General features: G+C 68.9%; 11 protein-coding genes. 1 reads left to right on the top strand and 10 read right to left on the bottom strand.

Features of this window, described 5'->3' with window-relative positions:
- Positions 1-38 precede the first annotated feature (38 nt).
- From DM373_RS19650 to DM373_RS19605, 10 genes are all read right to left on the bottom strand, one after another.
- Positions 39-2,192 (bottom strand): TonB-dependent receptor, encoded by a 2,154-nt coding sequence (locus DM373_RS19650; protein WP_110995162.1) that lies wholly within the window; start codon positions 2,190-2,192, stop codon positions 39-41.
- Between the two features lie 72 nt (positions 2,193-2,264).
- Positions 2,265-2,672, bottom strand: a complete 408-nt coding sequence (locus DM373_RS19645; RefSeq protein WP_110995161.1) for a DUF2946 domain-containing protein — start codon at positions 2,670-2,672, stop codon at positions 2,265-2,267.
- Positions 2,673-2,843: 171 nt separating this feature from the next.
- Entirely contained in the window at positions 2,844-3,713 is an 870-nt protein-coding gene (locus DM373_RS19640; RefSeq protein WP_110995160.1) for a metal ABC transporter substrate-binding protein, read from the bottom strand.
- On the bottom strand, positions 3,710-4,609 hold the full coding sequence (locus DM373_RS19635; RefSeq protein ID WP_110995159.1) for a metal ABC transporter permease: 900 nt from the start codon (positions 4,607-4,609) through the stop codon (positions 3,710-3,712). Before DM373_RS19635 ends, DM373_RS19640 begins: the two co-directional genes overlap by 4 nt.
- On the bottom strand, positions 4,606-5,352 hold the full coding sequence (locus DM373_RS19630; protein ID WP_110995158.1) for a metal ABC transporter ATP-binding protein: 747 nt from the start codon (positions 5,350-5,352) through the stop codon (positions 4,606-4,608). Before DM373_RS19630 ends, DM373_RS19635 begins: the two co-directional genes overlap by 4 nt.
- The gene (locus tag DM373_RS19625; RefSeq protein ID WP_167409847.1) at positions 5,349-6,260 is read right to left on the bottom strand and encodes a metal ABC transporter substrate-binding protein; all 912 of its coding nucleotides are present in this window, start codon (positions 6,258-6,260) and stop codon (positions 5,349-5,351) included. The genes DM373_RS19630 and DM373_RS19625 overlap by 4 nt, the downstream gene beginning before the upstream one ends.
- A 10-nt stretch (positions 6,261-6,270) precedes the next feature.
- On the bottom strand, positions 6,271-6,840 hold the full coding sequence (locus DM373_RS19620) for a DUF6162 family protein (protein WP_110995156.1): 570 nt from the start codon (positions 6,838-6,840) through the stop codon (positions 6,271-6,273).
- Complete coding sequence (locus tag DM373_RS19615; protein ID WP_110995155.1) at positions 6,837-7,157, bottom strand: hypothetical protein; 321 nt, start codon at positions 7,155-7,157, stop codon at positions 6,837-6,839. Before DM373_RS19615 ends, DM373_RS19620 begins: the two co-directional genes overlap by 4 nt.
- Positions 7,154-7,693, bottom strand: coding sequence for a thiamine pyrophosphate-binding protein (locus DM373_RS19610; protein WP_110995154.1), 540 nt, complete (start codon positions 7,691-7,693; stop codon positions 7,154-7,156). The genes DM373_RS19615 and DM373_RS19610 overlap by 4 nt, the downstream gene beginning before the upstream one ends.
- The gene (locus DM373_RS19605; protein WP_110995153.1) at positions 7,690-8,895 is read right to left on the bottom strand and encodes a PepSY-associated TM helix domain-containing protein; all 1,206 of its coding nucleotides are present in this window, start codon (positions 8,893-8,895) and stop codon (positions 7,690-7,692) included. The genes DM373_RS19610 and DM373_RS19605 overlap by 4 nt, the downstream gene beginning before the upstream one ends.
- A gap of 226 nt (positions 8,896-9,121) precedes the next feature.
- Between DM373_RS19605 and DM373_RS19600 the strand changes: the two genes are divergently transcribed.
- Positions 9,122-18,394: a non-ribosomal peptide synthetase gene (locus tag DM373_RS19600; protein ID WP_110995152.1), complete on the top strand. Its 9,273-nt coding sequence runs from the start codon at positions 9,122-9,124 to the stop codon at positions 18,392-18,394.
- The last annotated feature ends 54 nt before the right edge of the window (positions 18,395-18,448 follow it).

Here is an 18,448-nt window from a genome sequence, read left to right as displayed (position 1 = left end):
GGCCTTCACCCAATCCTTCGGCATGCCCGAAGAGCCCCCTAGAACCGCACATCCATCGCCACCTCAAACGTCCTCGGGTCCCCCATGTAGTACTGGGTGTTGTACGCCTGCTTGGCATACACCTCATCGGTCAGGTTGCGCACCCGCGCAGTCAGCGTGGTGTGCGCATCCACCCGGTAGCGGGCAAAGGCCCCGAACAGGGTATAGGCAGGCGCTTCCAGGCTGTTGGCATTGTCGGCATACACCGAGTCGACATAACGCGCATCCACCCCCGCCGACCAGTCCGGCGTGAAGCTGTAGGTCAGCCACAAGTTGCCAACGTTGGCCGGCACGTTCACCGGCGCATTGCCCTCACGTGACACCGACTTGCCCGCCACCGCTTCGTTGAACTCGTCATAACGCGCATGCACGTAGGCATAGTTGGCCTCGGCCAACAGTTTCGGCGTCACCTGCAACCGCCCGGACAACTCGATCCCCCGCGAGGTCTGCTGGCCGGCCTGCACCGACTGGTTGGGATTGTTCGAATCGGCCACGGCAAAGTCCTTGCGCACGATCTGATACACCGCCACCGTCGCCGCACCCCGCCCATCGAGGAAGTCGAACTTGCTGCCGGCTTCCCATTGCTCGCCCTTGGACAAATCGAACAGGCCGACGTTGGAGTAGGTCGCCGCCGCCAGGGAGCCCGCCGGCAGGTCGGCGGCGGTGCTGTACTGCACATAGACGCTGGCCGCCGGGGTCAGCGCATAAGTCAGGCCGACTCGCCCGGACAGCGGCTCCCAGCGGCGTTCGAAGTAGGCCGGCGCGGTAGGCGTGACAGCGCCGTAGTTGGTCACTTGCATGTCCAGGTAGTCATACCGCAGGGCGGTCAGCAGCGCCAGGCGGTCGGTCAGTTGCAGGCGGTTCTCGGCGAACAGCGCGCGGTTGGTGGTTTCGTGCCGGCGTTGCTTGCTCAGCCCGGTATTCACGCCGGGGATGGCGTAGAAGCTGCCGGGGTCGAAGTGGTCCGGGTCGACCGTGTCGCTCCAGCTGCCCGATTTCGGGTACAGGCTCTGGCGCATCTGCGACCAGTCCAGCCCCGCCGACCATTGACTGGCCAGGCCGAACAGGCTGTTGTCGTGGCGCAGCTCGAGGCGGTTGCCCAGCACGCTCTGCTGGTGGCGCTGCAGGTAGGGGCTGGAGCGCGTCACATTGCCCGCGTCGTTGTAGCGGTAGCGCTCCAGGTTGCGGTAGTCGCGCTGGGCCTCGTACTGGTACAGGGTGTTGTGCAGGCTGGTGCTGTCGCTGACCTGGTAGTCGAGCATCGAGCGCAGCCAGCGCACCCGCTGCTCGTAGCGGCCGTCGGCGACGTTGTAGTTCTCGAAACGCCGGCTCTTGTCGATCTTCATGGTGCTGCGCCCAGGCAGGATCGGCGAGCCCCAGTACGGGCTGTCTTCCTTGTCCTCCTGGTACTCCAGCGCCAGGGTGTGGGTCAGGTCGGGGGTCAGGTCGCTGAGCAGCGAAAAGGCCAGGCTGTCGGTCTGCCGTTCATTGCGGTCGATGTAGCCGTTGCCCTGGCTGCGGCTGAAGTCCAGGCGGGCGAAGTGGCGGGCGTCGGCCGGGTTGGCGGCCAGCGCCTGGTTGATGCCGAAGGCGTATTCGGCGGCGTCGTAACTGCCGTAGCGGATACGCCCATCGACGGTCTGCTGGTCGCGGCTGGCCAGTTTGCTGATGTAGTTGATCGAACCGCCCACGGCGCCGGCGCCATGCAGGAACGACGACGGCCCGCCAAGCAGCTCGACGCGGTCGAGTACCCAGGCATCCACTGGCCGGGTAGCGCTGCTGTAGCCCAGGTTGATGCCGTTGTAGAGCTGGGTCACCTGGTTCTGGGTGAAGCCGCGGTAGGTGACGAAGCCGCCGTAGCCGGGGTTGGCCGAGGCGTTCACGCCGGTCATGGCGTTGATCACTTCCTGGCTGTCGCGGGCATCGCGCTGCTCGATCACCCGGCGGTCCGAGACGCTCACCGAGGCCGGGGTTTCCCGCGCCGTCAGGCCCAGGCGCGAGCCAGTGGCGATCGGGGTGTCCAGTTGCACGCCGCTGGGCGCTTCACGCTCGCCATCGACGGTGGTGGCGGACAGTTCGACAGGCGCGCCTTGCGCCCAGGCACAGTGGCAGGTGGCGCTCAGCACGAGCACCAAAGAGGTATTGCGGATCATGTTGTAAGGGTTCCACGCAAAGGTCTTGGCAGGCCCGGCCTTCAGGCGCGCGCACGGGCGCGCCTGCCAGGGTCAGGCGAAGTGTTCTGCTGCGGGGAATGGGGCAGGGGAGGCGCGGGGGTTGATGGCGTGGCGCAGGTAGCGCGGCGGCGGCTGCCCCCAGCTGCGGGTGACGATCGGCGCCGGGGCCTGGCCATGCGTGGCGGAGAAGGTCCAGCCGGCGCTGCAGAGTGGCACGGCCATGGCGAACGAGGAGCACACCGGGCAGTCGAGCTGGGCCATGTGCTGATCGCCACCGCCGCCGTCCAGGTCGATGGCCGGGCCATGGCCGCTGTCCATGCTGCAGTAGCCGCCTTCCAGGCCGGACAGGCGCAGGCCGGTCATCTGGCCATGGTGCAAACCACACAGCAACAGGCTGAACAGGACGCTGGCGTAGAGCGTCCATGCGGTCAGCGAGCGTGTCCGACGAGTGGTTTTCATGGCGGCGAATCTACCATTTGGAGGGTTTCACCGGGTTTCGGGTTGGTGTGGTGGATTGTCGCAGGCAGCAAGTGTATTTGGCGTGGGAGCGGGCTTGCCCCGCGATGAGGCCAGCCCAAGCAACACAGGATCGATCCAATCGCGGGGCAAGCCCGCTCCCACGGTGCACCTTCAGCCGTTGCCTAACGCCTTCACCACCTGCTCGACACTGGCCTTGAGCCCGCCCACGGTGTCCTGCGGGTCGCTGTCGACCACCAGCAACTTCGCGCCACCGGCCTCGATTGCCGCAACCACCTTGGCATCCGGTTGGCGATGGTGCAGCACCAGCGCCACGTCTTGTTGCCTGAGGTTGTCGCTCAGTGCCTTGAGCGCGGCCTCGTCCCACTGCTCGTCGGCGTGCAGGGGCTGCTCGACCACATCCAGGTTGAGCCCGCTGGCCAGGTACCCAAGGCGTTCGGACAGGCTGACCACGCTGAGGTTGTCGAGCTCGGCCAACTGCGCCTGGCTGCTGGCGGTGAGTTCGAGCATCTGGCGCTTGAGCCCGGCCAGGTTGCCCTGGATCTTCGCCTTGTCCGCCGGCGACAAGCGCTCCAGGTCGTTGGCCAGCACATCGGCCATGCGCCCCAGGTTGGTCGGGTTGAGCCAAGGGTAGGCGGCGAAGGCCTGGTCGCCCTTGACCGCGATGCCCGGCAGGGCACCGTCCACCGGGCGCGCGGCGTCGATCTCGACGATGCGGATATTGCTGCGCCGGGCCATCGGGTAGAGCGGGTCGTCACGCCAGATCGAGCGCACGCCGATCACCGCGTCGGCCTGCTGCGCGGCCTTCTGCAGGCTGGCGCCGCCACGGCCCTCGAAGTACGACGGCTGGCGGCTGGCCGGCAGGTTGGCCGGGACGGCGCTCTTGAGCTGCACCGAGGTGCCATCGAGCAGGGCGGCCGCCAGGCTGTGGGTCACCGGCAGGGTGGTCAGCACTTGCGTGGCGTTGGCCAGTAACGGCAGGCCGCTCAAGGCCAGGGCCAGGGTGAGTTTTTTCAGGGTCATGCCGGGTTTCCTTGCAGGCGGGGGACGAGGGCACGGGCCAGGGCACAGAGGGCGAAGCACAGGCCGGCCACCAGGATGATCGCCGCGCCCGACGGCACCGGCAGGTCGAGCGTGATCGGCAGCAGGATGCCCAGCAGGGTGCTGACGGTGGCGATCAGCACCGAGATGAAGAAGAAGCCCTTGAGCGACTGGCTGACCAGCCGCGCGGCCGCCGCCGGGATCACCAGCAGGGCGCCCACCAGGATCGCCCCGATCACCTTCACCGAGGCCACGGTGACCAGCGTCACCAGCACCACGAACAGGTAGTCCAGGGTCTTCACCGCCACCCCGCGCACCGCCGCCAGCTGCGGGTTGAAGCTGGCGAGCATGATGCGGTTGTACAGCGGCAGTGCCAACGCCAGCACCAGCAGCGCGACGATGCCCAGCACCAGCAGGTCGTGGGCGCTGACGGTGAGCACCGAACCGAACAGCACGTTTTCCAGGATATGCACGTTGATCTTGCCGGCCAGCATCAGCAGCAGGCTCGCGCCCAGCGCCAGCGACACCGAGAGGAATACCCCGATCAAGGTATCCGGCGACAGCCCGGTGCGGTTGCGCAGGAAGTTGAGCAAAATGCCGAACAGCAGGCAGTAGCCGAACAGGCTGCCATAGGGGCCGGTGTAGGGCTCGCCCAGCAGGATGCCGATGGCAACGCCCGTCAGCGCGGCATGGCCGACCGCCTCGGAGAAGAAGGCAAAGCGCTTGACCACCACCAGGGTGCCCAGCCCACCTAGCACCGGGCCTATCATCAGGCCCGCCAGCAGCGCGTTGACCACGAAACCGTAGGCCAGCGCCTCCGGCAGATAACCCGCGCCGGCCCATTCCTGGACCAGTTGGCGGAACGCTTCGAAACTCATGAACGGCTCTCGCTGCGAGGGTGGACGGAGAACAGGCTGAGCAGGCGCTCGGGCGTGAGCGCTTCAGCCGGCGGGGCGTCGAACAGCACCTGGCGGTTCAGCCCGGTAACCCGGTCGGCCAGGCGCAGCACCGCCTGCAGGTCGTGCTCGATCCACAGCACGGTGGTGCCGGCCTGGCGCCAGCCGTGCAGCAGTTGCTCGAACACCTGGATGCCGGCTTCATCGAGCGCCGACATCGGCTCGTCGAGCACCAGCAGTTGCGGCTCGGGGATCAGCCCCTGGGCCAGCAGCACCCGCTGGCGTTCACCACCGGACAGCGCGCCCATGCGCCGCTTGCGCTTGTCGAGCATGCCGACCCTGGCCAGCGCCGCGTCGATGGCCGGGCGCACCCGCCGGGACAAGCCGAGGAACGCCGGGCGGCGCTGGCACATGGCGGCCATGAAGTCGTCGACGGTCATCGGCAGGCCGCGGTCGAATTCCAGCGCCTGGGGCACATAGCCGATCACTTCATGCTCGCCCGGCCAGTGCAGGGTCAGTTGGCCCTGGTGCGGCATCTGCCCGAGCAGGGTCTTGATCAGCGAGCTCTTGCCGCCGCCATTGGGCCCGACGATGGCGTGCACGCTGCCAGGGGCGACATTGAAGCGCACGCCTTCAAGGATGCGGGTACGCCCCAGGGTCAGGTCGATGCCATCGAAGTCGATGCGCGGCCCGCCAGCGGCGGTGAGGTGGGCGGCGGCGGTCACGCGCGGTTCTCCTGGATGGCGCGGACCACGGTGTCGAGGTTGCGCTTCATCTCCACTTCGTACTTTTCCTTGGTGTATTCGCCATAGGAGATGTGCGTGAGCGGGTACAGGCGCACGCCCGATTCACGCTGGATGGTCTCGACGTAGGCGGACGGGAAGTCCATTTCCGAGAAGATCACCTTCACGTCCAGCGCCTTGAGCTGGTCGATGGTCTTCTTCAACTGCGCCGGGCTCGGCTCGATACCGTGGGCAGGTTCCACCACGGCGGTCACTTCCAGGCCGAAGTCACGCACCAGGTAGTCGTAGGCGGCATGGATGGTCGCCACGCGGAAGGTCGCATCCGGCGCCTGGGTCACCTGGGCCAGCGCCTCGGCGCGCAGGGCCCGCAGGCGCTTGGCATAGGCACGGGCGTTCTGGGTATAGAACTTGGCGTTGTCCGGGTCGAGCTTGCCCAGTTCGCGGGCGATGTTGTTGACCTGGGCGATGGTCGCGCTGATCGACAGGAAGGTGTGCGGGTTGACCACCTTGCCGGCACCGCGGGCGGCGATACCGGTGGCCGCCAGCAGCGGCACGTTGGCGTTGGCCTCGATGGTCTTGATATCGGGCTTTTCGCTGGCGGCGATCATGCGGTCGGCGAAGTCGTCATGGCCCACGCCATTGAGCACCACCACGTCCAGGCTGCCGATGCGCTTGATGTCTTCGGCACGCGGCTCGTAGGCATGGGGGTTGAAGCCGGCCGGGATCAGCGGCACCACCTCGGCCTTGTCGCCGACGATATTGCTCACATAGCTGTAGTAGGGGTGCAGGGTGATGCCGATGCGTAGCGGCTTGCCAGTGTCGGCGGCGGCCAGGGCAGGCAGGGCGCAGGCCAAAAGCAGCGCCAGGGTGCGGCGGGCGGAGCGGAACATGGGCAAATCCTTAATGACGGTGTTGGCGGGTAACCCCGGCGTCGTAGTGGGTGACGATCTGCCGCCAGCCGGCGGCGATCAGCGTGGCGCTGTCCAGGGCGTCCGGGGCCATCGCGCTGCTGTCGCGGCGCAGCCACACATCGGGCTGGGCGTCGGCCGTCTGCGGCAGGATCAGCAGCAGGCTGCCAGCCACTTCAGGGGCCTGGCTGCGGCCCAGGTAGGCGCCGTTGTCCAGCAGCGCCCACTGCAGGCTGCCGCGGCTCTGGCTGCTGGCATCGGTCACGAAGGGCGGCAGGCCCGCGTCGGCAAGCTCGGCCACCTGCGGCGCGCTGCCGGTTTCCTCACGCAGCGCGCGGATCTCCTCGACCGCCACCCACAGGTCGGTGTGCAGGCCCTGTTCGGCGGCGTTCAGGTCACGCCGGGCGTCGAGCTGGTGGGCGGCCACGGCCTGTTCGTCTTCGCGCTCGCCGCGCAGTGCCACCACGCTGGCGGCCAGCAGCAGGATCAACGCGGCGGTCAGCAGCACATAGAGGGTTTCGTGCCCGGCACCCGCCGGGCGTACCACCTGGGCGCGGCTCATGGCGCACCGATGTCGGCGTGGTCCACTTCCACCACATGGCCGGGGCCGGCATCGAACAGCACGTAGAACTCGCCGTCGGGGCGCTTGAAGGTGAGGGTGGAGTCATCCCCCAGCTTGCTGGCCACCAGCACCTGTTCGTCGTAGCCGATCACGTCCAGGGTCACCCCCGGCGCGCCGCTTCCGTCGCTGAAACCGCCCTTGCAGGTGATCTGCCCGGCGTTTTCGGTGCAATCGCACATCGGGTTGTGCGCCAGCGCCGGGGTGGCGGCCAGCAGCAGGAAGGGCAGGGCGAACCTGCGCAGCAACGGTGGTGTCATTTCTTGCCTCCTTGTTTCTCGAGCCAGGCCACGGTGGCCGGCGATGCCTTGGCCAGCGGCACCGAGGCCTGGTACATCTTGCCGTCCCAGCCTTCGATGGTGACCCACAGGTCGGCATCGGCGCGGGTGCGGGGCGGGATCGGCAGGTTGGTGCTCATGCGGTGCTGCGAGCCGAAGAAGATGGTGCCGGCGGCGCGCAGGCTGCGCGGCTTGCCGACGCGCAGGTAGATCGCCTTGACGCCCTCGGTGCAGGTCTTGCACAGGGCGGCGTTGAACGCCTTGAAGTCGCCGGCGGGGCCGTCGGCGCGCGGTGCTTCGTCACGCAGCTCGGCCAGGTCGAGGCTCCAGCGGTCGATCTGGATGTCGCGGATGACGTTGGCGCCCAGGCCACTGTCGCCGCGCAGCAGGCTGGCGTCGGCGAAGTACTTGGGCATGAAGCCCAGCGGGATGAGGATCAGCAGGATGTTCAGGTGGAAGCGCCATTTCAGCCACCACTGCTTGAAGCCGCCCTGCGGCACGCTGTTCGCCTGGCTCATGGCTGGGCCTCCACAGGGGTTTCACGCGGTTGCCTGGCCCGCGCCGGGCGCTCGCTGCGCTTGAGCGCGGCGGCGGTGGCCTGGGCGGTGCGCTTGGTCCAGATCAACAGGCCGCTGAGCACCATCAGGGTCAGCACCAGGCCGAAGAAGAACCAGATCAGCTTGATCGCCAGGCCGCCGAAGTCGCCGGTGTGCAGCGGGCGCATCGACTCGGTGACGAACTCCAGGGCCGAGCGGTCGCCCAGCAGGAACTGGGCGTCGACGTTGCGCGTGTAGGGGTTCACTTCGGCGGTCTGGAACATCAGCGGGTACCAGCCGCGCCCGCCCATGCTGTAGTGGCTGTAGGCGGTCAGCGGCAGGGAGATGAAGCTCACGTCCAGGCCCGGGATGCGCTCGGTGGCGATGCGCGCGGCCTCGTCCAGGTCGATGCGCGGCGCCGGCGTGCCGTCGGGCGTCTGCGGCACTTGTTCACGGGCGATCACCGGCACCACCGGCTCGGTGGAAATGGTCACGTGGTTGTCGCCGAGGATTGCCTGGATCAGGAACCAGGTGCCGGTGATGGAAATCACCGCGATGAACCAGATCGACCAGACCCCGGCCAGGCGGTGCACATCGCCCCAGAAGATCCGCGAGCCGTGGCCGGTACGCACCGGCTTGAAGAAGCCACGCCAGAACTTCTTGTACACCACAAGCCCGGTGACCAGCGACGCCAGCATCGGCAGGCCCAGCAGCGACACCAGGTACCAGCCCCAGCTGTAGCCGTTGGTGAACGGCACCAGCCACCAGCCGTGCAGGGCGCGGGTGAAGGCCTCGAAGTCGAAGTTCGGCCGCTGGCCCTGGATCGCCCCTGAATACGGGTTGACGTAGAGCAGCGCGGTGGTGCCGTCAGGGCGGGTCACCGAGGCGTTCAGGGCAAAGTGCGAGCCGTCCGGCTGGCTGAGAAAGCGTACCGCCAGTTCCGGCTCGGCCGTGTGCATGGCGTTGAGCACTTGCTGGAAGCTCAGGCGCTCGGCGTCGGGCGCATCGAGCGGCTTGCTGGCGCGCACGTCCGGGTTGGCCAGCCAGACGATCTCCTGGCTGACCACGGCGAGCATGCCGGTGAAACACACGATCAGGACAAAGAACCAGATCGGCAGGGCGAGCCAGCTGTGCACCAGGAACCACAGCTTGGAGGCGGATTTCTTCTTCGGTTGTCGGGCCATCGGTCGGTCTTCTGCATAAAAAGTGCGGTCGAGGCTCGGCTCAACCGTGAAGGCTGCACTTAATAGGACGGATGAGAATGAGAAACCTGCCAAGGCAAATGAAAGTAAATGTTTCAAGGCGACCGACGGCGGCCCGCGCCGTCCGTTAATTTTCCCCTCCGTTCATCCGTTTTCCATGCACGACCGAGCTGCCCCGCTCGTTGCCCCTCTTTACGGATGATCGCCAATGAATGCTCAAGATGCCCGCAACCTTGCCCGCCGATTCCTCGAGTTGCCGGCGCAAAAACGCAGGATCTTCTTGCAGGCGCTGGCCCGGGAGCAGGTCGACTTCGCCCAGTTCGCCATCCCTGCCGGGGTCCAGGCCGCCGAGCGCGGCCTGCCTTCGTATGCCCAGCAACGCATGTGGTTCCTCTGGCAGCTCGATCCCCAAGGTGCGGCCTACAACCTCCCGGGCGCCGTTGGCCTGGACGGGCCGCTGGACCGCGATGCGCTGGCCCAGGCCCTGGAGGCGCTGGCCGAGCGTCATGAAACCCTGCGCAGCGCCTTGCGCCAGGAGGGGGAGCACGGGCTGCGCCAGGTCGCGGCGGCCCAGGCGGTGACCGTCGATTTCGAAGACCTCAGCGCGCTGGATGCCGCCGCCCGCGAACAGGCGGTGCAGGAGCGCGCGCAAGCCCAGGCCCAGCGCCCGTTCGACCTGGAGCAGGGCCCACTGTGGCGGGTGCGCCTGCTCAAGCTGGGCGCCGAGCGCCATGTGCTGCTGCTGACCTTGCACCACATTGTCTCCGATGGCTGGTCGATGAACGTGCTGATCGACGAGTTCATCCGCTGCTACGACGCCTTCAGCCAGGGCCAGCCCATGCCGCTGGCGGCGCTGCCGATCCAGTACGCCGACTACGCCCTGTGGCAGCGCGCCTGGCTGGAAGCCGGCGAGCAGGAGCGCCAGCTGGCCTACTGGCAACAGGTGCTGGGTGACGAGCACCCGGTGCTGGAGCTGCCCACCGACCACCCGCGCCCGGCCACCCCCAGCCATCGCGGCACCCGCTTCAATTTCGCGGTCGATGCCGAGCTGGCCCTGCAGTTGCGCGCCCTGGCCCAGCAACAACAGGCCAGCCTGTTCATGGTGCTGCTGGCGGCCTTCGATGCCTTGCTCTACCGCTACAGCGGCCAGGGCGAATTGCGCGTGGGGGTGCCCATCGCCAACCGCAACCGCGCCGAAGTCGAAGGGCTGATCGGCTTTTTCGTCAACACCCAGGTGCTCAACTGCCGCATCGACGAACACCTCACGGTGGCCGGGCTGATTGCCCAGGTGCGCGACACCGCCCTCGGTGCCCAGGCGCACCAGGAGCTGCCGTTCGAGCGCCTGGTCGAAGCGCTCAAGCTCGAACGCAGCCTGGCGCTCAACCCGCTGTTCCAGGTGATGTACAACCACCAGCCACTGGTCACCGACCTCAGCGCGCTGCAGACCGCCTCGGGCATTCGTTTCGACCTGATCGAGTGGAAGGGCCGCACCACCCAGTTCGACCTGAGCCTGGACACCTGGGAGAAGGGCGGGCAGCTGTACGCCGCACTGACCTACGCCGACGAGCTGTTCGACGCGCCGACCATCGCGCGCATGGCCGGCCACTGGCTCAATCTGTTGCGCGCCATGGTCGCCGACACCCGCCAAACCGTGGCGCGCCTGCCGATGCTGGGCGTCGACGAACAGCAACAGTTGTTGCACGCCTGGAACCCACCGGGTGACGGCTTTGACCAGGTGTCGCGCATCGACCAGAGCATCGCCCGCCAGGCCGCCGAACAGCCCGAGGCGCTGGCCCTCACCTTCGGCCTTGAGCAGTACAGCTATGGCCAGCTCGACCGCTGGGCCAACCGCCTGGCCCAGCGCCTGGTGGCGGCCGGTGTCGGCCCCGAGACCCGGGTCGGCGTGGCCCTGCCGCGTACCCCGCAACTGCTGGTGTCGCTGCTGGCGGTGTTCAAGGCCGGCGGCGCCTACGTGCCGCTGGACCCGGACTACCCGGCGGAGCGCGTGGCCTACATGCTCGAAGACAGCGCCGCGCACCTGGTGCTCAGCGACCCTGAAGTAGCCCAGCGCCTGGCCCTGGCCGACTGCGCCGAGGTGCTGCTGGTGGACGCCGACGAGCAGAGCCTGGCCGCCTGGCCGGGCGTGCCGCCGGCCAATTACGCCGTGGCGCAGAACCTCGCCTACGTGATCTACACCTCAGGCTCCACCGGCCGCCCGAAAGGCGTGGCCATTACCCACCGCAACGTCATGGCGCTGCTGCACTGGTCGCGCCAGGTGTATGGCCGTGAAGACATCCAGGGCGTGCTGGCATCGACCTCGATCTGCTTCGACCTGTCGGTGTGGGAGCTGTTCGTGACCCTGGCCGCGGGCGGCTCCATCGTGCTCGCGCGCAATGCCCTGGAGCTACCGCAGCTGCCGGCGCGCGACCAGGTGCGCCTGGTCAACACCGTGCCCTCGGCCATCACCGCGCTGCTGCGCGACGGCCAGTTGCCCGCTGGCGTGCGCATCGTCAACCTCGCCGGCGAGCCGCTCAAGCAGCGAGTGGTGGACGAACTCTATCGCCAGCCGGGGCTGGCGCACGTGTACGACCTGTACGGCCCCTCGGAAGACACCACCTACTCGACCTGGACCCGCCGCCAGGCCGGTGGCCGTGCCAGCATTGGCCGGCCGCTGCCGCACACCGCCGCCTACCTGCTCGACGCCGCCCTGCAGCCGGTGCCGCAAGGTTGCGCCGCCGAGCTGTACCTGGCCGGCGCCGGTATTACCCGTGGCTACCTCGGGCGCCCGGGGCTGACCGCCGAACGCTTCGTGCCGGACCCGTTCGCCGCCGACGGCGGGCGCCTGTACCGCACCGGCGACCTGCTGCGCTACCGCGACCAGGGTGAGCTCGAGTACATCGGCCGCATCGACCATCAGGTCAAGGTGCGCGGTTTCCGCATCGAGCTGGGCGAAATCGAGGCGCGGCTGCAAGCGCAGGCACAGGTCAGCGAAGTGGCGGTGCTGGCGCCGGAAGGCCCGAGCGGCCGCCAGTTGGTGGCCTATGTGGTGCCGGCCAATGCCGCGTTGCTCGACGATCCGGCAGCCCAGGGCAGGCTGCGCGAGCAGCTGCGCGCCGCGCTGGGCGAGCACCTGCCCGACTACATGGTGCCCGCCGCCATGCCGATGCTGGCCGCGCTGCCGCTGACCCCCAACGGCAAGCTCGACCGCAAGGCACTGCCGGCGCCCGACGCGTTGCAGGCGCAGCGTGAGCATGTGGCGCCCGGCGATGCCCGCGAGCAGGCCCTGGCGCAGATCTGGCAAGCCTTGCTGGGCCTCGAGCAGGTCGGCGTGCTGGACAACTTCTTCGAGCTCGGCGGTGACTCGATCGTCTCCATGCAGGTGGTCAGCCGTGCCCGCGAGGCCGGCCTGGCGCTGACCCCCAAGGACATCTTCCAGCACCAGACCATTCGCGGCCTGGCCCAGGTGGCCGGGCAGGCGAGCCAGGCTGTGGTGCGTGGGCCGGCCAGCGGCGAGGTGCCGTTGACGCCCATCCAGCACTGGTTCTTCGACCAGGCCATCCCTAACCGCCAGCACTGGAACCAGGCCCTGCTGCTCGATGCCCGCGCACCGCTGCAGGGCGAGGCGCTGGCCCAGGCCGTGCAGCGGCTGGTCGAACACCACGACAGCCTGCGCCTGCGCTTCGAGCAGCACGGCGGCACTTGGCAACAGCGCTATGCCGAAAGCGCCGGCGAAGTGTTCCAGCGCTGCACGGCGGCCGACGCCGAAGCCGCGCTGGCCCTATGCGAGGCTGCGCAGCGCAGCCTGGACCTGGCCCACGGGCCGGTGATGCGGGTACTGCTGATCGAGCTGCCCGAGGGCCGCCAGCAACTGCTGCTGGTGCTGCACCACCTGGTGGTGGACGGGGTGTCCTGGCGGGTGCTGCTCGAAGACCTCGAGCAGGCTTACCGCCAAGTGCTGGCCGGCCAGTCGCCACGCCTGCCGGCGCGCACCAGCGCTTACCAAGAGTGGGCGCTGCGCCTGCAGCAGGCCTTGCCCGACTACCAGGCGCAGTTGCCCTGGTGGCGCGAGCACCTGGGGCGCGCGGCAGTCGCCGAACTGCCGTGCGACAACCGCGAAGGCGCGCTGCACAACCGTCATGAACACAAGATCGAATGCCGCTTCGACGCCGAGCTCACCCGCCAGCTGCTGCAGGTTGCGCCAGCGGCCTACCGCACCCAGGTCAACGACCTGCTGCTCACCGCCCTGGCGCGTGTGCTGTGCCGCTGGACGGCGGCACCGGGCGCGCTGATCGAGCTGGAAGGGCATGGCCGCGAAGACCTGTTCAGCGGGCTCGACTTGTCGCGCAGCGTCGGCTGGTTCACCAGCCTGCAACCGGTACTGCTGGTGCCCGAGGCCGAGCTGGGCGCGTCGTTGGTGGCGGTCAAGGAGCAGCTGCGCGGCGTGCCCGACAAGGGCATCGGCCACGGCTTGCTGCGCCACCTCGGTGATGCCGCCACCCGCGCCGAACTGGCGGCGCTGCCGCGCCCGCGGGTGACCTTCAACTACCTTGGCCAGTTCGACCGCCAGTTCGATGAGCAGGCGTTGCTGGTGCCCGCCAGCCATGGCGCCGGCCAAGGCCAGGACTCGGACGCGCCGCTGGCCAACTGGCTCACCGTCGAAGGCCAGGTGTACGGCGGCGAGCTGGCCTTGCAGTGGGGTTTCAGCCAGCAGATGTTCGCGGCCGAACGCATCCAGGCCCTGGTCGATGCTTTCGCCGAGGAACTGCGCGCCTTGGTCGCCCACTGCGTCCAGGCCCCCGGGCAGGTGACCGCCTCGGACTTCCCGCTGGCCGGGCTCGATGGCGCGGCGCTGGCGCAGTTGCCGGTGGCCGCGCGGCAGCTCGAAGACCTCTACCCGCTGTCGCCGATGCAGCAGGGCATGCTGTTCCACAGCCTCTATGAACAAGCCGGCAGCGACTACGTCAACCAGATGCGCGTGGATGTCGAGGGCCTGCACCCCGCACGCCTGCGCGACGCCTGGCAGCAAGCGCTGGACGCCCATGCCATCCTGCGCACCGGCTTTGCCTGGCAAGGCGAGCAGGGCAAGCCCCTGCAAATGGTCATGCGCCAGGTCGAACTGCCCTGGCGTGAACTGGACTGGCGCGACCGCGCCGACCTGCCGCAGGCGCTCGCCGCCCTGGCCCAGGAGGACCGCGAGCACGGCTTCGACCTGGCCCAGGCCCCCTTGCTGCGCCTGACCCTGGTGCGCACCGGCGAGGCCCGCCACCACCTGATCCAGACCTGCCACCACCTGCTGCTGGACGGCTGGAGCAACTCGCGCCTGCTCGGCGAAGTGCTGCAACGCTACGCCGGGCAGCAAGTGGCGCCCCCGGTCGGGCTGTACCGTGATTACATCCAATGGCTCGGTCAGCAGGACATGGCGGCCAGCGAGGCGTTCTGGCGCGACCAGCTCGCCGCGCTGGAAACCCCGACGCGCCTGGCCCACGCGCTGCCCACGCCGGCGCAGGCGGCTGCCCAGGCCAGCCACGGCGACTTCTACCAGACCATCGACGCGGCCTTGGGCGAGCGCCTGGGCGCCTTCGCCCGGCAGCAGAAAGTCACGGTCAACACCCTGGTCCAGGCGGCCTGGCTGTTGCTGCTGCAACGCTGCACCGGCCAGGACTGCGTGGCCTTCGGCGCCACCGTGGCCGGGCGCCCGGCGCAACTGCCGGGCATCGAGGCGCAGATCGGCCTGTTCATCAACACCTTGCCGGTAATCGCCCGGCCGGCCCTGCAGCAAACCCTGGGCGACTGGCTGCAACAGGTGCAGGCGCTGAACCTGGCGCTGCGCGAACACGAACACACGCCACTGTTCGAGATCCAGCGCTGGTCGGGGCAGGGCAGCGATGCGCTGTTCGACACCTTGCTGGTGTTCGAGAACTACCCGCTGTCGGCGGCGCTGGCCGAGTCCGGCCAGGCCGGCGTGCGCTTTGGCGAAGTCGCCAACCTGGAGCGCACCAACTACCCGCTGACCCTGGCCGTGACCCTCGGCGAGCGCCTGCAGGTGCACTACAGCTACCTGTGCGCGGCGCTCGACGCCGGTACGGTGCAGGCCCTCGCGGCGCAGCTGGAATGCCTGCTGGGGCAGTTCGTCGACGGCGCAGGCCAGGTGCTGGCGACCCTGGACAGCGTGCCCCCGGCTGCCCGCCAGGCGCTGCTGGCGATGCCCGCCGCCTTGCCGGCGCAGGCCGCGCCGGTGTGGCTGCACCAGTTGATCGAGGCCCAGGCCCGGCGCACGCCGGAGGCCATCGCCCTGGTCGCCGAGGGTCGGGCGCTGAGCTACGCCAGCCTCGACAGCCAGGCCAGCGACCTGGCCCGACGCCTGGTCGCCGAGGGCGTCGGCCCAGAGGTGCTGGTGGGCATCTCGCTGCCCCGTGGCGAGCGCCTGATCATCGGCCTGCTGGCCATCCTCAAGGCCGGCGGCGCCTATGTGCCGCTGGACCCGGAATACCCCGCCGAGCGCCTGGGCTACATGCTTGAAGACAGCGGTGTGCAGCTGGTGTTGGGTGATGCCCGCAGTGCGGCGTTGCTGGCCGGCAGCGCCGCACGCCTGCTGCGGGTCGATGAGCTGGTGCTGGCCACCCAGGGCGTCGAGTCCCCGTCGCCAACCCTCGCCGGCAACAACCTGCTGTGCCTGCTGTACACCTCCGGTTCCACCGGGCGGCCCAAGGGCGTGGCCCTGGAGCAGGGCGCCTTGCTGCGCCACCTGCTGACCATGCAGCGCTTCTACCGCATCGACAGCCGCGACCGCTTCCTGCATTTCGCCTCGCTGAACTTCGACTGGGGCACCGAGCAGTGGCTGCTGCCTCTGATCAGCGGCGCCCGCTGCGTGCTGCGCGGCGAAGGCCTGTGGAGTGCCGAAGAGGCGCTGGCGGTGATCGAGCGCGAGCAGGCCAGCCTGGTCTATTTCCCCACCCAATACGCCTGCCAGCTGGCGGCCTGGGCCGCGGCCCACGGCCGTGCGGCGTCGGTGCGCTCGTTCAACGTGGCGGGCGAGGCCTTCCCGCGTGAGGGCTTCGAGCAGATCCAGGGGCAACTGCGCCCGCAGCACATCGTCAACGGCTATGGGCCCACTGAAACGGTCATCACCCCCTTCCTCTGGGAGGCCGATGCCGCCACCCGTTTCACCAGCGCCTATGCACCCATCGGCCGACCGGTGGCCGGGCGCAGCGCCTACCTGCTGGCCGAAGGCCTGGCCTTGCAGGCCGATGGCGTGGTCGGTGAGCTGTATATCGGTGGCGAGGCCCTGGCACGCGGCTACCATGCGCAGCCGTCGCTGACCGCCGAACGCTTCGTCCCCGACCCGTTCGCCAGCACCCCCGGCGCGCGGCTGTACCGCAGCGGCGACCTGGTCCGGCGCCTGCCGGACGGGCAGATGGAATACATCGGCCGGGTCGACCATCAGGTGAAGATCCGCGGTTTCCGCGTCGAGACCGGTGAAATCGAGGCCTGCCTGCTGGCCCAGGCGGCTGTCGCCGAGGCGGCCGTGGTGGCCGTGCCGGGCCCGGTCGGCCAGCAACTGGTGGCCTACGTGGTGCCGCGACAGGCGCTGGCCGACGCTGACCGCGAGGGCCAGGCCGCACTCTGTGAAGGGTTGCGCGCAGCGCTCGGCGTAGCGCTGCCCGACTACATGCAGCCGGCCCACTGGCAGGTCATGGCGCAGTTGCCACTGACCCCCAACGGCAAGCTCGACCGCAAGGCCTTGCCGGCGCCGGACGCCAGCCTGCTGGCACAGGCCTTCGAAGCACCGCGCAGCGCCCTGCAAGGCGAGCTCGCCGCGCTGTGGGGCGAACTGCTGGGCGTCGAGCGGGTAGGCCTGCGCGACAACTTCTTCGACCTCGGCGGCCATTCGCTGCTGGCCACCCAGGTGATCAGCCGGGTGCGCCATGCCCGGGGCGTCGAGCTGCCCTTGCGCAGCCTGTTCGAAGCCCGTGACCTGGAGGCGTTCGCCGCCACGGTCGATGCCTGCGTGGCGGCCCCGGCCGTGCTGGCGGTGCCGCAGTTGCAAGCGCTCGACCCCGCGCAGCGCCAGCCGCTGTCGTTCGCCCAGCAACGCCTGTGGTTCCTCTGGCAGCTGGAGCCGCACAGCTCGATGTACAACATTCCGCGCGCCCTGCAACTCGACGGCGAGCTGGACATCGACGCGGTGCGCACGGCCTTCGAGGGCTTGCTGCAACGCCATTCGGTATTGCGTACCACCTACGCCCAGGAAGGCGGCGACAGCTGGCAGCAGGTGCATGCGCACATGGCCTTGCCGTTGGCCGTGGTCGATCTGCGCGAGGCTCCGGTCGCCACCCGCGAGGTGGCGATCGCGCACGCCCTGGCCGAGCAGGCGCAGGCGCCGTTCGACCTGGTCAACGGCCCGCTGCTGCGGGTGGCGGTGCTGCGCCTGGCCGAACAGCAGCACCTGCTGTTGGTGACCTTGCACCACATCGTCGCCGACCACTGGTCGTTCGGCATCCTGCTGCGCGAATTCGTCGCCCTCTACGACGCCGCCGTGCAGCGCGCCCCGGCCTCGCTGCCGGCGCCGGGCCTGGCCTACCTGGACTTCGCCGTGTGGCAGCGCCAATGGCTGGCGGCCGGGCAGCTGCAGCGCCAGCTCGATTACTGGCAGCGCACCCTGGGCGACGACCATCGCCTCAGCCGCCTGCCCGGCAGCCCGCAGGCCGGCGTGAGCGCCGGTACCTGCCAGGTGCACGCCTTCGATTTCCCGCCAGCCTTGGCCGAGGCCCTGCGCGCCACCGCCAAGGCCCGTGGCCTGACCCTGTACATGCTGTTGCTGGCCGGCTTCTCGCTGGTGGTGGCGCAGCGTTGCGACAGCCCGCGGGTGCGCCTGGGCACCGACGTTGCCAACCGCAACCATGCGGGGGTTGAAGAAATGGTCGGCTTCTTCGTTAACCAGTTGGTACTGCAGCTGACGCTGGACGACAGCCTCAGTGGCGAACAGTGGCTGGAGCGTTGCCGCGACGTGGTGGTCGGTGCTTCCGATCACCAGGACCTGCCGTTCGACCGCTTGGTCGAGGCCCTGCGCCTGCCGCGTCAGGCCGGCCGTTCACCGCTGTTCGCGATCAAGTTCATCTACCAGGAAGGCAGCCTGCCGATGCAGGCGCCGCAAGGCCTGCAGGTGACCCCGCAGGACGCGGGGCAGGGCGCCACCGAGCTGGACCTGATCGCCGAGTTCGTCAACGCCGAGCGCCTGACCGCCGCCTTCAAATGCGACGCCAGCCTGTACACGGCGGCCGACATGCAAGGGCTGTTCGTGCAGTTGCAAGGGGTGTTCGAGCGCTTGCTCGAAGCGCCCGAGGCGCCTTTGGCGCAGTTGCTGGCCCATGCCGCACAGCTGCAGGCCAGTGCCGAACAGGCGGCGGCCGAGGCGCGCCAGGCGCAGCTCAAGGCGCAGCACCCGATCCGCCGGCGCGCCCGTGGGGTCGAGCTGCAGTAGTGATTGTCATGCCGGTGGCCGCTGGGCCGCCGGCTTTACCGAACGGGAGATGGA

The sequence above is a fragment of the Pseudomonas sichuanensis genome (assembly GCF_003231305.1).
GTDB lineage: Bacteria > Pseudomonadota > Gammaproteobacteria > Pseudomonadales > Pseudomonadaceae > Aquipseudomonas > Aquipseudomonas sichuanensis.
This window is presented reverse-complemented; position numbering and strand designations above follow the sequence as displayed.